This window comes from Pseudomonas serbiensis (assembly GCF_030580745.1).
In the GTDB taxonomy this organism is placed as follows: domain Bacteria; phylum Pseudomonadota; class Gammaproteobacteria; order Pseudomonadales; family Pseudomonadaceae; genus Aquipseudomonas; species Aquipseudomonas serbiensis.
On the sequence record NZ_JAUQOO010000001.1, the window covers coordinates 370,301 to 384,861 of the forward strand.

General features: G+C 58.8%; 12 protein-coding genes. 2 read left to right on the forward strand and 10 right to left on the reverse strand.

Going from position 1 to position 14,561, the window contains the following annotated elements; all coding sequences use genetic code 11:
• Positions 1-19 precede the first annotated feature (19 nt).
• Positions 20-928, forward strand: a complete 909-nt coding sequence (locus Q6A51_RS01645; protein WP_025259770.1) for an AraC family transcriptional regulator — start codon at positions 20-22, stop codon at positions 926-928.
• Between the two features lie 2 nt (positions 929-930).
• Here Q6A51_RS01645 and Q6A51_RS01650 read toward each other — a convergent pair whose 3' ends face one another.
• The 8 genes from Q6A51_RS01650 to Q6A51_RS01685 form a co-directional block, all read right to left on the reverse strand.
• Entirely contained in the window at positions 931-1,296 is a 366-nt protein-coding gene (locus Q6A51_RS01650) for a c-type cytochrome (RefSeq protein WP_236249374.1), read from the reverse strand.
• A gap of 30 nt (positions 1,297-1,326) precedes the next feature.
• Positions 1,327-3,564: a xanthine dehydrogenase family protein molybdopterin-binding subunit gene (locus tag Q6A51_RS01655; RefSeq protein ID WP_304573974.1), complete on the reverse strand. Its 2,238-nt coding sequence runs from the start codon at positions 3,562-3,564 to the stop codon at positions 1,327-1,329.
• A 14-nt stretch (positions 3,565-3,578) separates the two neighbouring features.
• The gene (locus Q6A51_RS01660; RefSeq protein ID WP_025259773.1) at positions 3,579-4,052 is read right to left on the reverse strand and encodes a (2Fe-2S)-binding protein; all 474 of its coding nucleotides are present in this window, start codon (positions 4,050-4,052) and stop codon (positions 3,579-3,581) included.
• 55 nt (positions 4,053-4,107) lie between these two features.
• The gene (locus Q6A51_RS01665; RefSeq protein ID WP_236250160.1) at positions 4,108-4,830 is read right to left on the reverse strand and encodes an NADPH-dependent F420 reductase; all 723 of its coding nucleotides are present in this window, start codon (positions 4,828-4,830) and stop codon (positions 4,108-4,110) included.
• An 11-nt stretch (positions 4,831-4,841) separates the two neighbouring features.
• Positions 4,842-5,819: an aldo/keto reductase gene (locus tag Q6A51_RS01670; protein ID WP_304573975.1), complete on the reverse strand. Its 978-nt coding sequence runs from the start codon at positions 5,817-5,819 to the stop codon at positions 4,842-4,844.
• A gap of 258 nt (positions 5,820-6,077) precedes the next feature.
• The gene (locus Q6A51_RS01675; RefSeq protein WP_201017583.1) at positions 6,078-6,413 is read right to left on the reverse strand and encodes a hypothetical protein; all 336 of its coding nucleotides are present in this window, start codon (positions 6,411-6,413) and stop codon (positions 6,078-6,080) included.
• Between the two features lie 161 nt (positions 6,414-6,574).
• A complete protein-coding gene (locus Q6A51_RS01680) occupies positions 6,575-9,688 on the reverse strand; it encodes an efflux RND transporter permease subunit (protein WP_304573976.1) in 3,114 nt (1,037 codons plus the stop codon).
• A 15-nt stretch (positions 9,689-9,703) separates the two neighbouring features.
• On the reverse strand, positions 9,704-10,909 hold the full coding sequence (locus tag Q6A51_RS01685) for an efflux RND transporter periplasmic adaptor subunit (protein WP_304573977.1): 1,206 nt from the start codon (positions 10,907-10,909) through the stop codon (positions 9,704-9,706).
• A gap of 136 nt (positions 10,910-11,045) precedes the next feature.
• Here Q6A51_RS01685 and Q6A51_RS01690 point away from each other — a divergent pair, with 136 nt between their 5' ends.
• Entirely contained in the window at positions 11,046-11,741 is a 696-nt protein-coding gene (locus tag Q6A51_RS01690; protein WP_304573978.1) for a TetR/AcrR family transcriptional regulator, read from the forward strand.
• Between the two features lie 16 nt (positions 11,742-11,757).
• Here the strand turns inward: Q6A51_RS01690 and Q6A51_RS01695 are convergent, their stop codons facing one another.
• Positions 11,758-13,059, reverse strand: coding sequence for a cation:dicarboxylate symporter family transporter (locus Q6A51_RS01695; protein WP_201017580.1), 1,302 nt, complete (start codon positions 13,057-13,059; stop codon positions 11,758-11,760).
• Positions 13,060-13,128: 69 nt separating this feature from the next.
• The gene (locus Q6A51_RS01700) at positions 13,129-14,484 is read right to left on the reverse strand and encodes a class-II fumarase/aspartase family protein (protein ID WP_304573979.1); all 1,356 of its coding nucleotides are present in this window, start codon (positions 14,482-14,484) and stop codon (positions 13,129-13,131) included.
• Positions 14,485-14,561 lie beyond the last annotated feature (77 nt).

Here is a 14,561-nt window from a genome sequence, read left to right on the forward strand (position 1 = left end):
TAGTGCCAAGGAGTCGAACGTGCAGTCTTCTTTCGAAAACAATCAGACCAGCAGCGATACCAGCCAGCTCGCCCACGTGGTGAGCCAGCTGCTGCGCAGTGAAGGGGACCTGGTCACCGCGATTCCCGGCCTGAGCCTGCATCGGCGCAAGGCCGCTACGTTGCCAGTGCACTGTATTTACGGCTTGGGGATCGGTGTGACCTTACAAGGCGGCAAGCAGGCCATTGTCGGGGATGAGGTGCTCGCCTATGACCCTGGCCAGTCGATGGTGACCAGCATCGATTTGCCGGTGTTCTCGAATGTCACCAAGGCCAGCGTTGCCAAACCGTTCTTGGGCATGATGCTGACATTCGACAGTGCCACGGTCATGCAGGTGGCCGAGCGCATGCAGTTGTCGCCGCGCATGAAAGACGACGAGTTTCGTCCGATTACCGTACAGGCGCTGGACGCCGGCGTACTCGATGCGTTGAGACGTCTGGTCGATCTGCTCGGTGAGCCGGATTTACTGGCGTCCATTGCTCCGCTGATCAAGGAAGAGATCATCACTCGTCTTCTGAATGGCGCGCATGGCCCGCAATTGCTGCATATCGTGGCTGCCGGTTCACCCAGAAATCACATCGCCAGAACGGTTGCCTGGCTGAAGCTGAATTTTCGGGAAACCCTGCGTATGGACGATCTGGCGGAACATGCCCATATGAGCCCATCGACTTTTCGCCAGCACTTTCGGGCCGTCACGGGGATGAGCCCGTTGCAGTACCAGAAGCAATTGCGGCTGCAAGCGGCCCGGCAGTTGATGCTGAGCCAGAATATCGATGCGAGCCGCGCCAGCGGGTTGGTGGGTTATGAAAGCTCGTCGCAGTTCAGTCGTGAATACAGCCGATTGTTTGGTGCACCGCCGCAGCGGGATATCAAGCGGATGCGTGTGTGATGCTAGGGTGCGCCATCCAGTAGCCACTGCGCGATCGACTTCAGATCGGCATCGGAAACCTGGGCTTGCGGGGGCATCGACATTGGTCCCCACTTGCCGGTGCTGCCCGATTTGATACTGGCGGCTATTTGCTCTGCTGTCGTGCTGCCGTCGCTATACTTTTGCGCGATTTCCTTCCAGGACGGGCCAACGACCCTTGCAGCGGGCTGGTGGCAGGCGGTGCAGACATAGCGCTGGGCCAACGCCTGGCTGGCTTGGGCCTGTGCTGGCAACAGGAGGCTGGCAAATGCCCCTAGAGACATGACCAGTGCGGCAATCATGACGCCTTGCGGTTTGTGCGCAGATTTCGGGTTCAGATAGTAGGTCAATTGGTTTTCTCTCTATTGATCAGCATTCGCTTACGCGAGTTTGAAAGGCAGCTCACGCAGCGGTTTGCCAGTGAGCCGGGCAATGGCGTTGGCGAAAGCCGGTGCGAGAGGGGGGAGGCCAGGCTCACCGATTCCTGTCGGCGGCTCGGCGCTCGGCACGACATGTACAGCGAACTCAGGCATGTCAGTGATGCGCGGCACGCTGAAGTCTGCAAAATTGCTTTGCTGCACTTCTCCGTCTTTCAGCGTGATTGCGCCGCCTGGCAAGCACATCGACAGGCCCATGACGGCTGCACCTTGTACCTGGGCTTCCACGCTGCGCGGGTTGACCGCGAGGTTGCAGTGCACACCGGCCGTGACATGGTGCAGCACCGGTTGCCCGTCACGTACCGAGGCTTGTACTACGTAGGCGACAATCGAACTGAAGGACTCATGCACGGCCACTCCCCAGGCACGGCCTGCGGGTAGCTGAGCCTTGCCATAGCCGCTTTTTTCCACCGCCAGTTGCAGGGCGGCACGGTGGCGTGGGTTTTGATCGGCGAACAGGCGCATCCGATAGTCCACAGGGTCCTGGCCGGTTGTCCGTGCGATTTCATCAATCAGTGTTTCCATCACGAAGGCGGTGTGAGTGGAGCCCACACTGCGCCACCATAAAACCGGAACGTTGAGTTTCGGATGGTGCACGGTCAGGCGCATGGGGAACGGATAGGGATCACGCATGCCTTCCGTTGCGGTCCTGTCGATGCCGTTCTTTACCATGCCGCTGAACATGGTATCGCTGGTGATGGACTGCCCGACCAGAACATGGTCCCAGGCCAGCACGTTGCCTTTGTCGTCAAAACCGATATGTGCGCGGTGCAAATGCATGGGGCGGTAGTAGCCACCCTTTATATCGTCCTCGCGACTCCAGAGCGTACGCACTGGTACATTCAGACCTGCTGTCCGGGCTGCCTTGGCCACTTCACACGCGAGTACAACGATGTCGCAACTGTGCAGGCCACGCCGACCGAAGCCACCGCCAGCGATCTGTACATTCACGTTTACCTGCTCAGGCTTGAGGTCAAGAGCGCGTGCGGCAGCCGCATTGTCTGTGCCGGGAAACTGGGTGCCCACCCAAAGCTCGGCGCGCTTTTCAGAAAGCTGGACGGTACAGTTCAACGGCTCCATGGGCGCGTGGGCCAGGTACGGGAACACAAACTCCGCCTGCAATTGATGCGGCGCTGTTGCCAGCGGCGTCATGTCGGCCTCGAAGCTTCGCGGGCCGGGGCGCTCTGCCAGCTCTCGGTACGAAGCCAACTGCTTTTCGCTGTCTACCTTTTCGAGGTTTGCGGTATCCCATTGCAGCTTGAGTGCATCGCGTCCCTGTCTGGCTTGCCAGTAACCGTCAGCCACCACCGCCACGCCTTCTGCGCCGCGATCGAGCGGAATACGCAGCACGGCTTTTACGCCTTTCACTGCACGAGCTGCACTGTCATCCACCGAGCTAAGCCGGGCACCAAAGATCGGTGGGCGCGCGACCACGGCGGTGAGTTGTCCAGGCAGGCGCATGTCGATGCCAAAATCCTGCTGGCCACTGCTTTTGGCCTTGGCGTCGATACGTGTTGTTGCACGGCCGATGATTCTGAAATCCTTGGGGTCCTTGAGCGTGACTTTTTCCGGTACGGGCAATGCCATTGCGGCTTCGGCCAACTCACCGTAGCTCGCCTTGCGGCCACCCGGCCCGATGACCATTCCTGACTGTGTGTGCAGGCTTGTCACGTTTACCTTCCAGCGCGTGGCTGCTGCCGTGAGCAACATGGCGCGTGCTCGTGCGCCCAGTTCGCGGTACTGGAGGTAGCTGTTCTTGATTGAATTCGAGCCGCCGGTAAGGTGCATGCCGAAAGACGGGTCTTGATAGGCTGCGTCGCTGTTGCCGTTGCGACTGCGCACCAGGCTCCAGTCAGCATCGAGTTCTTCGGCCAGAATCATTGGCAGGCCGGTTTGTACGCCCTGGCCAAACTCCAGCCGGTTGATGGTCACCGTCACTTCACCGTTGGAGGCAATCTGCACAAAGGCCGACGGCTGTTGCGAAGGTTTGAGAGGTGCCGGGCCAGTGCTGCCGCTTTCTGCCATTGCCCAGTGGGGAAAGGCACCGATGGCCAGCCCGCCGATACCGGCCATTTTCAGGAAATTGCGTCGCGCCAGCATGACCGGTTCGCGCTTCTGGTCACGTTCAAGCAGGTGTTGCAGCGCACGTGGCAGCTCATCCGGGACGGTTTCGTTGAACATGATGAAAGCTCCAGTCAGGCAAGAGTTTGAGCAGCGTCGGCCACGGCTGCGCGTATGCGGGCATAGGTACCGCAGCGGCAGATATTGCCGACCATGGCGGAGTCGATTTCCTCAGGTGTCGGTTGCCTGCCCTTGGGCTGTGCCTTGAGAAAGGCGGTCGCACTCATGATCTGCCCGCTCTGGCAGTAACCGCATTGCGCTACGTCGTGCTTGACCCAGGCAGCATGAACCGCTGCACCTATGGGGTCGTGGCCGTCGGTTGCGCTTTCGATCGTGACGATTTTCTTGCCTGCGACTGCCGATATCGGAGTCACGCAGGAGCGTATGGCCTGTCCGTCCAGATGCACTGTGCAAGCACCGCAAAGCGCCATTCCGCAGCCGAACTTGGTGCCGCTCAGCCCCAGAGTGTCGCGCAAGACCCAGAGGACAGGCGTTGCGGGGTCTACATCGACTACGTGGTCTTTACCGTTGATATTGAGGGCGCTCATGGTGTGTCTGCTCTCAGTGATTGGAGGGGAACGAGTCTTTCAAACATGCAGGTGCTCAGGTGCCCGCTGGCAAACCCAGCAACTGGCGCAACTCAACTGCATCGGTATTGGCCCTGAACCCAGGGCCACCCCGTTGAAAGGTACGGGCCGTGGCCAGGTTGCCGGTGATGACCGGTTCGCAGCCAATGTCACGGGCCAACCGGGCTGCCACTTCCAGCGCCTGTGAGTCATTACTGGCGATGGGTACGCCCAGCTTCGCTCCCTGGCCACGCGCAGAGGCACTTACAGAAGTCGCATCGACAGCGCTGAAAGCACGAACCAGTCGGGTCCCGGGCAAGTATCTGGTTGAGGTTTCGCCTACGCCATTGGCATAGGCTTCGCGGGACAAGGCGTTGCCTTCATCGGGAGGCGGGTTGGTGGCATCCAGGACTATCTTGCCGCGCAGGGCAGGGGCCAGATCCTGTCCCAGTTGCACTAGCGCGTTATAAGGCACGGCAAAAAACACTACGGTTCCGAACTCTGCCGCTTGCTGCGGGGTGCCTGTCGACGCCAGCGGTCCCAGTTGTTTGACCATCGGCTCAAGTTCCGACGGGGTGCGCGACGAAAACATGACCTCATGACCCGCTTGTACCCAGAGCCGGCCGAGAGTCCCGCCATGTGAGCCGGCACCGATCACCCCGATTCGCATCCTGGGCTCGGCATGACTTGTGGCAGGGAAGAGCCACAGCGTTGATAAAACCATAATGGCCATCAGAACAGCGCGACGAATAGTTGGCATGAAAACGATCCTCAAAGGTCTATGGCGGCCATTCCTTCTACGCTATGGCGCTCGCCTGCAGCAGGCGTGAGATTGTTCAGGCGATGGATTTGCCCGGCACTGAGCTCAAGCTGATCCGCCGCTGTGTTTTCCTCGACTCGCGACAAGTTTTTGGTGCCTGGAATCGGGGCAATGTCGTCACCCTGAGCCAGCAACCACGCCAGCGCCACTTGAGCCGGGGTCGCATCTGACTCGTCAGCCACAGCCTTTACCTGCTCAACGATGCGCAGGTTGCGCTGGAAGTTTTCGCCGATAAAACGTGGGTTGGTCTTGCGCCAGTCATCGTCACCAATCTGCTCGGGAGAACGGATTGCGCCGGTGAGGAAACCGTGGCCCAGTGGTGAATACGGCACAAAACCGATGCCCAGTTCTCGCAGCAATGGCAGTAATACCGCCTCGGGATCACGGCTCCACAAAGAGTATTCCGTTTGCAGGGCGCTGATCGGGTGTATTGCGTGAGCACGGCGGATTGTGGAGGGCGAGGCCTCGGACAGGCCGATATGGCGGATCTTTCCCTCTTTGACGAGGTCAGCCAGTGTCGCAACGGTATCTTCGATTGGGGTATCCGGATCGACACGGTGCTGGTAGTACAAATCGATGTAATCGGTACCCAGGCGTTTCAGCGAACCTTCGACGGCGGTGCGGATATTCAGCGGGCTGCTGTCGAGCACTCCAGGCCCACCGTTCGAGTGGGAGACAATCCCGAACTTGCTGGCCAGCACGACCTTGTCGCGACGTCCTTTGATGGCCCGACCCACCAGTTCTTCATTGATATAGGGGCCATAGATTTCGGCGGTGTCCAGGTGAGTGACCCCTAACTCAAGCGCCCTGTGAATGGTTCTGACGGAGTCATCGTCGTTGGCTGTCCCGATGTCATAAAAGGCCGACATCGACATTGCGCCGAGCCCTATACGGGAAACTTCGAGCCCCCCAATGGATATATATTTCATAGGTCAGTTTCTCAAACGGGTGTGAGCATGAAGCCCCACAAAGGTGATGAACCGAGACAGGGTTCCTGTGAGGAACTATAGGGCGCGGCACATTTCCCGAATTACCCATTACGCTCGAATCATTGCCTAAAAGAGCGAGAGTGCGAGAGGTGTGTCGGCATGTTTGCGGGGGGAAGGATCGGGCGGGTATCAGAAAACAAAGAGCCCGATCGGGTCGGGCTCTATGGGGCGATGGGCTGAATCGAAGGTGTCAGCCGATCAACTGCAAGCTTCTGCATGAAGATATTCGGCAGTGGAGTCACGAATGATTGGCCCCATGCTGCTGACAGGGTGCGATTGTTCCATGATCTCAAGCGTTGCGCCGGTGCCCACCAGATTCACCGTGCGGTTCTGGCAGTCATAGACGCGCTTTGAGTAGATCACGCCCAGGAAGCCTTCACGTTTGGTGACGATGACACGCTGTCCGGCTGTGCCGCTTTTTTTCACCACAGCGTAAGTGCCGATCGGGTCACCGGGAACGGAAATGGTTTTCTCGGTGGCATTGGCCGAGAAGACTGGGATCAGTAGAGCCAACAAACAAGCATGAATTCTCATCGGTGCTCCTGCGGATGAACTGTGTTGCTCATTGGATCCAAAATTTACTCTCGGATTATTGTTCTGGGTAGCGGGGGAACATGCCTTTCGTCGTTTTGGTGGCTGATATGACCTGCCGTTCGTCGTATGGCAGGTCATACCCGTGAGTCCATGGAACTTTTTCAAACAGCTTCCTTGCTGTCCTTGCCATGGAAAATGCGCGACACCATCACGTAAAACAGCGGAACAAATATGATCGCCAGGATCGTGCCGGACAGCATGCCGCCGATGACGGCGGTGCCCAGGGCATTTTGAGCGCCTGATCCGGCACCGTTGCTCAGTACCAGAGGAACGCAACCGAGAATGAACGCGATGGAGGTCATCAAGACCGGGCGCAGGCGCATACGGGCTGCTTCGAGTGCCGCCGCGACCAGTGTCTTTCCAGCTTCGTGCTGTTCTTTGGCAAACTCGACGATCAGGATGGCGTTCTTTGAGGCCAGGCCGATGGTGGTGAGCAGGGCGACCTGGAAATAAACGTCATTGAGTTTCCAGGTCAGCATCGCACCCAGCAATGCACCGAATACACCCAGAGGGATCACCAGAATCACCGAAACAGGGATCGACCAGCTTTCATAAAGCGCTGCCAGACAGAGGAACACGATCAGGATCGACAGGCTATACAGGAGTGTCGTCTGGCCGCTGGACGCTTTTTCCTGACGGGAAAGGCCTGTCCACTGGAAACCTATCCCGGCTGGCAACCTGGCGATTGCTGCCTCAACGATCTCAAGTGCCTCGCCGCTAGAGGCTCTGCCGGGCATGCCCATGCCGAGGATTTCGACCGACGGCACGGCGTTGTATCGCTCAAGGCGTGGGGAGGCCAGCATCCACTCACCTTTGGAGAAGGCATCGAACGACACCATGGTGCCGGCACTGTTGCGCACATACCAACGACGGATATCTTCCGGCAGCATGCGGTAGGTGGCTTCGCCCTGCAGCATCACTTTCTTTATCCGGCCCTTGTCTATGAAGTCATTCACATAGCTGCTGCCCCAGGCGTTGGAAAAGACGGTATTGATGTCGTCAATCGAAACGCCCAGGCTTTCAGCCTTGTGCGTGTCGATCTCCAGTTTGAACTCCGGCGAGTCTTCCTGGCCGTTGGGGCGTATGGCGACCAGTCGATTGTCCTTGTGCAAGTCGGCCATCAACTGGTTGCGTGCCTGCATGAGCGCCTCGTGCCCGAGGTTGGCCTTGTCTTGCAGCATCAGATCAAAGCCCGTTGCGTTGCCGAGTTCCGAGACGGCAGGCGGCGCGAAGGCAAACACTCTGGCGTCGCGAATGCCTGCAAAGAAGGCCCCAGCCTTGGCTGCCACAGCGGTCACGCTCTGATCCTTGCCAGTTCTCTGGTCCCAGGGGCGTAACTTGATGAAGGCAAAGCCGACGTTCTGCCCGCTGCCAGCGAAGCTGAAGCCCATGACGGCAAACATGCCTTCAACCGAGTCCTTCTGGTCCACCAGGAAATGGTGCTCGACTTCACGCAAGACTTCGTTGGTGCGGGTCTGTGTTGCGCCCGGCGGCAACTGGACGAGGGCAAACAAGGTGCCCTGATCCTCGTCAGGCAGGAACCCGCCTGGAAGTTTGCTGAATCCGAATACGACCGCGGCCAGTAACATCGCGTAGACAACCATGTAGCGCCGTCCCTTGCCCAGCATGTGCATGACGATGCCCTGGTAGCGTTTGTTGCCACGGTCGAACATGCGATTGAACCCGCCAAAGAATCCTTTATTGGTCAGGCCATGGGAGGGTTTGAGCATTGTCGCGCAGAGTGCCGGGGTGAGCACGAAGGCCACCAGCACCGAAAGCGTCATCGCCGAGACGATGGTGATGGAGAACTGGCGATAGATCACGCCGGTTGAGCCGCCAAAAAAGGCCATAGGTACGAATACAGCGGCCAGAACCAGCGCGATGCCGATCAGTGCGCCGCTGATCTGTGTCATGGATTTGCGTGTGGCCTCTTTGGGAGACAGGCCTTCTTCCTCCATCACCCGTTCGACGTTCTCCACCACGACGATAGCATCGTCTACCAACAAGCCAATGGCCAGAACCATGGCGAACATGGTCAGCGTGTTGATGGTGAATCCGAAAACCGCCAATACACCAAAGGTGCCGAGCAACACTACAGGCACCGCGATGGTCGGGATCAATGTGGCGCGCAGATTCTGCAGGAACAGAAACATCACCAGAAAGACCAGCGCCACAGCTTCGACCAGGGTATGAACGACCTGCTTGATCGAGATCCGCACGAAGGGCGTCGTGTCATACGGCTTTTGGACTTTCATGCCTGGCGGGAAGAACTCTTCCTGCTCGGCGAGGCTGGCATCGATTGCCTTCACTGTATCCAGTGCGTTGGCACCGGGGGCCAGTTTGATGGCCAGGCCGGTCGCCGGTTTGCCGTTGTAGCGGCTGGAAGTGGTGTAGGACTCGGCCCCCAATTCTATTCGTGCGACATCCTTGAGGCGTACCTGGGAGCCATCGGTCTGGGTGCGCAGCAGGATGTTTCTGAATTCCTCAGCTGTCTTGAGTCGAGTCTGAGCGGTAATCGTTGCATTGAGTTGCTGGTTGGGTGCCAGTGGCAAGCCGCCTAGCTGACCGGCCGATACCTGGGCGTTCTGAGCCTTGATCGCGGTCGTGACATCAATGGGCGTAAGCCCGAAGTTGATCAGCTTGTTCGGGTCGAGCCAGATGCGCATGGCGTATTGAGACCCGAACAGTGTGGTGTCTCCGACTCCATCCAGACGGCTGATCGTTTCCTGTACGTTAGCGGCCACGTAGTCGGCGAGGTCCGTATCGCTCATGCTGCCGTCTTCTGAGGTGAAGGCGAGCACATTGAGGAAGTTGGTCGCTGACTTGGCAACGGTGACACCTTGCTGCTGGACTTCCTGCGGCAGCAATGGAGTGGCCAGCGATAGCTTATTCTGCACTTGTACCTGTGCAGTGTCCGGGTCAGTGCCGTTCTCGAATGTCAGGGTAATGGTGGCGGTGCCCGAGGACTCACTGGTCGAGGCCATGTAGCTAAGCCTGTCCAGCCCCTTCATCTTTTGCTCGATGACCTGGGTGACACTGTCTTCCAGGGTTTTCGCCGAGGCTCCGGGGTAGGTAGCGGTGATGGCGATTGCTGGCGGTGCGATGCTGGGGTACTGCGCGATAGGCAATGTAAGAATCGACATGATGCCCGCTAGCATCACGATAATGGCAAGTACCCATGCAAAAATGGGTCGGTCGATAAAGAAACGCGACATAGGGGGCCGTCCGGCTTAGTTCGAGGCGCTGGCTGGCGCTGATGAGAAAACGTTCGCAGTAACAGCCTTGGGCTGCCAGGGCGTTGTCTTGACTTCGGCACCCGGTTGGGCGCGCGGGATGCCCTCTACCACCAGTTGCTCACCAGGCTGCAAGCCTGAGCGCACCAGCCATTGGTCGCCAACTGTGCGGTCGGTATCCAGTGTCCGGAGTTCGAGTTTGTTGTCTTTGCCGACGACATAAGCAATGGGTTTGCCTGCGCTGTTACGTGATACAGCCTGCTGCGGGATCAGAATTCCGTTCTGTTGCGTGCCTTCCTGCAGAATCGCGCGTACGTACATCCCCGGCAGCAACTCTGCCTGGGGATTAGGGAAGACGGCCCGCAGAGTGATGGAGCCGGTGTTCTGGTCCACGGTGACGTCCGAGAATTCCAGGCGGCCTTCAAGCGGGTAGTCACTGCCGTCCTCCAGCTGTAACCGGATTCTGGCGGCGGACTCACCGGATTTTTCCAGCTCACCACGAGCCATTGAGCGCTTGAGACGCAGCAGCGATGCGCTGGGCTGAGTGACATCTACATAGATAGGGTCAAGTTGCTGAATGGTGGTCAGAGCCGTGGTCTGGCTAGCCGTTACCAATGCGCCGGGTGTGACGGTCGACTTGCCGATGCGCCCGGTAATAGGAGCGGTGACTCGGGTGTAGGCAAGGGTGATACGAGCGCTTTCGACGTTCGCCTTCGCCGCATTCACATCGGCATTGGCTTGTCCCAGTTCAGCGTCAGCATCATCGTATTCTTGCTGACTGACGGCCTTTATTGTCACTAACTCCTTGTAGCGTTCGCTCTTGAGGCGCGAGGAGCGCTGAGTGGCTTGCGCCTTGCCGAGGGTCGCCACGTAATTGTCGTAACTTGCCTTGAACGTCGCCGGGTCAATCCGGTAGAGCGTTTCACCAGCCTTTACATCAGCACCTTCGCGGAAGGTACGCTCCAGAACGATGCCGCCTACCTGAGGGCGAACTTCGGCGATCAGGTAGGGAGTCGTGCGGCCCGGAAGCTCGGTTGTCAGGTTGACGGGCTGAGCCCTGACCGTCGTGACACCCATCACCGGCGTTCCTTCAGCAGGCGGTGGCCCACCGGGTGGATTGCCGCATGCCGTCAACAGCAGCGGCGTTGCAAGCACAAATACAAGAGCAAAAGGCAGGCTGGGACGACTGGCAGCAGGGCTCAAGGTAGTTCTCCGGCGGGCGAGGGGGCGATTAAAATATAAACGGTACGGTTCGGTATGCTAATAACGGCTTTTTTAGGCGTCAACTTAAACTGCCCAGTTTGGTGTACTATTGGCGTCCGCTTATAAGGAGTTTTTTATGCGCGTCAGGACAGAAGCCAAGCGCCAAGCCATTCTTGAGGCTGCTTCTCAGGTTTTTCTGGAGTCTGGTTTCGAGGGGGCGTCGATGTCTCAGATCGCCGCTCGGGTCGGCGGATCAAAACGCACGCTATACGGTTATTTCGCGAACAAGGAAGACCTCTTCGTCGCTGTTGCGCATAACGTTGCCGAGGGTTTGCTAGGTTCGCTGTTTGACTCCCTTGCAACTACCGATGAGCCACTTCCTGTGGCATTGGCAAGGGTCGGCTACAGCTTGAGCAGGCTGATGACCGATGAGCAGACATTGCAGATCATGCGCACGATGATTGCGGTGTCCGGGAGAAGCGATATAGGCGTAATGTTCTATGCGACGGGGCCTGCCAAAGGACTGCAAGCGCTTGCCGACTATCTGGAGCGGCAGATGGAGGCTGGCATGCTCAGGCGCAGTGATTCGATGGTCACCGCTCAACACTTTCACTCATTGCATCAGGCTGAAACCCTGCTGCCGGGGCTGCTGGGCATCCTCAAGAACCCCACCAGCCAGTATCTCGGCGAGTCTACAGTGCGGGCGTTGGGTGCATTCCTCAATGCCTATGCGGTGCTTGATCACCCCTTGTCGAATGAGCAACTTATACAGGCGGTGAAACGTGCTTCGCACGCAGAACAGGAAAAGCCCCGGATTGCTCCGGGGCCTTGATGCCTTACTGCTGAATTTACAACGCAGCCTGCGGACTACGCCCCAGCACACGGCTGTATTCAGCCTGGGCTGTCGCTTCTGTAAACTCGCCCGACCATTTGGAAACCACCACTGTTGCGACGCTATTGCCAATGGTGTTGCAGGTGGCGATGGCCATGGACATGAAGCGGTAGACCCCGAACAGCAGCGCCAGGCCTTCGGCTGGCAGTACGCCGATGGCGGTCACTGTCGCGGCGAATACCACAAAGCTGCCTCCCGACACGGCGGCGGCGCCTTTGGAGGTCACCAGCATCAGGGCGATGATGCCCAGTTGTTGCTCCCAGCTCAGCGGCACGCCGTAGGCATTGGCGATGAACAGCACACACAGCGACATGTAGATGGACGTGCCGTCCAGGTTGAAGGCATAGCCGGTAGGCAGTACCAGGCCCACGCTCTGCTTGGAACAGCCGAACTTCTCCAGCTTTTGCAGCAGGCGTGGCAGGGCGCTTTCCGAGGAGGCCGTTCCCAGAACGATGAAGATTTCATCCTTGATGTACTTCAGGAAGCGCCACAGGCTGAACCCGGAAATACGGCACACCACGCCCAGCACTACAAAGATGAAGAAGGCCACGCAGACGTAGAACATCAGCACCAGATTGGCCAGCGACATCAGCACTGCCGTGCCGTTGCTGCCGACGGCGTACGCCACCGAGCCGAATGCACCCAGAGGCGCGAACTTCATGATCAGGTTGATGAACTCGAAGAAGCACTCGGAGATGCGATTCAGGCCATCCTCGATGACTTCCCGGCGTTCGGGCTTGAGTGCCAGCAGCGCAAAACCGAAGAACACCGAGATCACCAGCACTTGCAGCAGTTGACCGCCGGAGAAGGCTCCGACGAAGTTGTCCGGGAAGATCCCGTAGATGAAGTCCAGCGTCGAGGTCGGTGCGTGGCCTTTGGCGATTGCCGCGCTGGCTGCCGCTGCGGTATTGCTGCTCGGGTGTGCGTCATGCATGCCTGAGCCGATCTGCAGCAGGTTGCCCCACAGCAGGCCCAGAGCCAGAGCAATGGTGGACACGATCTCGAAATAGATCAGGGCGCGCAGGCCCACCTTGCCGACCCGCTTGATATCGCCGGCCGAGGCGATGCCATGAACCACGGTGAAAAACACCAGTGGCGCAACAGCGGTCTTGATCAGCTTGAGGAAGATATCGCCGAGGATCTTGAACTTGGCCGCCAGCTCCGGAGCCATGAAGCCGAAGGCGATACCCAGCACCATCGCAGCGATGACCTGAAAGGTCAGGTCCTTGTAGAACGGTTTCTTGGTGGTCGTGGACATGATTGCAATCTCATTGTTTTTATTGGCAAGCAAAGGCAATGACCCGGCCTTGACCGGGCCTTCGGAGGATCAGCGTTTGACAGAGCCCTCTCGGGCCAGGGCGATATCGACCATCTGCGGGGCCAGGCCCAGATAGTTGGCCGGATCGGTCAGACGCTTGAGTTCCTCGATGTCCAGTTGTGCGGTGGCTTCGCCTTGGGCGAGAAGGGCGTCGAGCAGGCTGATGCCCTGATCGTTGGCCATGCGGCAGGCGGTATACACCACGTCATGGGCGACCTGGCGACCCAATGCCGGAGCCAGTCCCATCATCACCGCTTCGGCCACGATCAGGCCTTGGGTCATGTCCAGGTTCTTGCGCATGCGCTCGGGGCGTACTTCAAGCCCGGCGAGCATGAAGGTCGCCTGGCCCAGGGACGCGGCGCTCAAGGCGAAGGCTTCGGGAATGGCGATCCATTCGGCCTGCCATGGGCCGGTGGAGCGCTCGAAATCCTGAATCATGGCGTCGAGCATCAGGCCTGCCTGCTGGCGTACACCCTTGGCGGCGGCATACATCAGCTCGCAGGAAATCGGGTTGCGTTTCTGCGGCATGGTGCTGCTGGCACCACGTCCCTTGACGAAGGGTTCGTACACTTCGCCCAGCTCGCTGGTCATCATCATCATGATGTCCAGCGCGATCTTGCCCAGCGAACCGGTCACCAGGCCCAGGAAGTTCAGGGTTTCAGCCAAGCCATCGCGAGCCACATGCCAGGTCGCCTGAGGGACGCCAAGGCCCAGCTCGGCCATCAAGGCTTCCTGCACTTCCAGGCCCTTGTCGCCCAGCGAGGCCAGGGTGCCTGCGGCCCCTGCGAACTGACCGATTTCCACCCGCGGGCGCAACTCCACCAGACGCTCGGCGTGGCGGTCGAACATGCTCAGCCAGACCGCGCATTTGTAGCCGAAGGTGATGGGCAGGGCATGTTGCAAGTGAGTCCGGCCAGCCATCGGGGTATCGCGATAACGCTGGGCCAGACCGGCCAGCAGGTTGCGCACGCTCTGGATATCACGTTCGACGATGGCCAGGGCTGCGCGTACCTGCAACACCACAGCGGTGTCCATGATGTCCTGGGTGGTCGCGCCCCAATGCACATAGCGTCCGGCTTCGCCGCAGGTTTTGGACAGTTGTTCGACCAGAGGCAGGATCGGATAACCGACGATTTCGGTTTCGTGCTGCATGAGCGCCAGATCCAGCGACGAGTAAGTGGCCAGTTCGGCGATCTGCTCGGCCGCCTCGGCGGGGATCACGCCACAACGGGCTTCTGCACGAGCGAGGGCAACCTCGACCTCGATATAGCGTTCGATCAGGGCTTTGTCGGAAAACACGGCGCGCATCTCGGCGGTGCCGAACATATCGCGAAAGAGGGCGGAGTCGAAGACGGTGCTGGACATGAAGAGATACCTGATATGTTGTTATTGGTCGGACATATTATAAATGTCCGTACATAATTCTTGCCCGCTCGCTGATA

Excerpts from the sequence above, each read along its gene's own strand:
- Q6A51_RS01655 (WP_304573974.1), bottom strand. The coding sequence starts at position 3,564 with ATGTTCAACGAAACCGTCCCGGATGAGCTGCCACGTGCGCTGCAACAC.
- Q6A51_RS01660 (WP_025259773.1), bottom strand. The coding sequence starts at position 4,052 with ATGAGCGCCCTCAATATCAACGGTAAAGACCACGTAGTCGATGTAGAC.
- Q6A51_RS01665 (WP_236250160.1), bottom strand. The coding sequence starts at position 4,830 with ATGCCAACTATTCGTCGCGCTGTTCTGATGGCCATTATGGTTTTATCA.
- Q6A51_RS01670 (WP_304573975.1), bottom strand. The coding sequence starts at position 5,819 with ATGAAATATATATCCATTGGGGGGCTCGAAGTTTCCCGTATAGGGCTC.
- Q6A51_RS01675 (WP_201017583.1), bottom strand. The coding sequence starts at position 6,413 with ATGAGAATTCATGCTTGTTTGTTGGCTCTACTGATCCCAGTCTTCTCG.
- Q6A51_RS01680 (WP_304573976.1), bottom strand. The coding sequence starts at position 9,688 with ATGTCGCGTTTCTTTATCGACCGACCCATTTTTGCATGGGTACTTGCC.
- Q6A51_RS01690 (WP_304573978.1), top strand. The coding sequence starts at position 11,046 with ATGCGCGTCAGGACAGAAGCCAAGCGCCAAGCCATTCTTGAGGCTGCT.
- Q6A51_RS01695 (WP_201017580.1), bottom strand. The coding sequence starts at position 13,059 with ATGTCCACGACCACCAAGAAACCGTTCTACAAGGACCTGACCTTTCAG.
- Q6A51_RS01700 (WP_304573979.1), bottom strand. The coding sequence starts at position 14,484 with ATGTCCAGCACCGTCTTCGACTCCGCCCTCTTTCGCGATATGTTCGGC.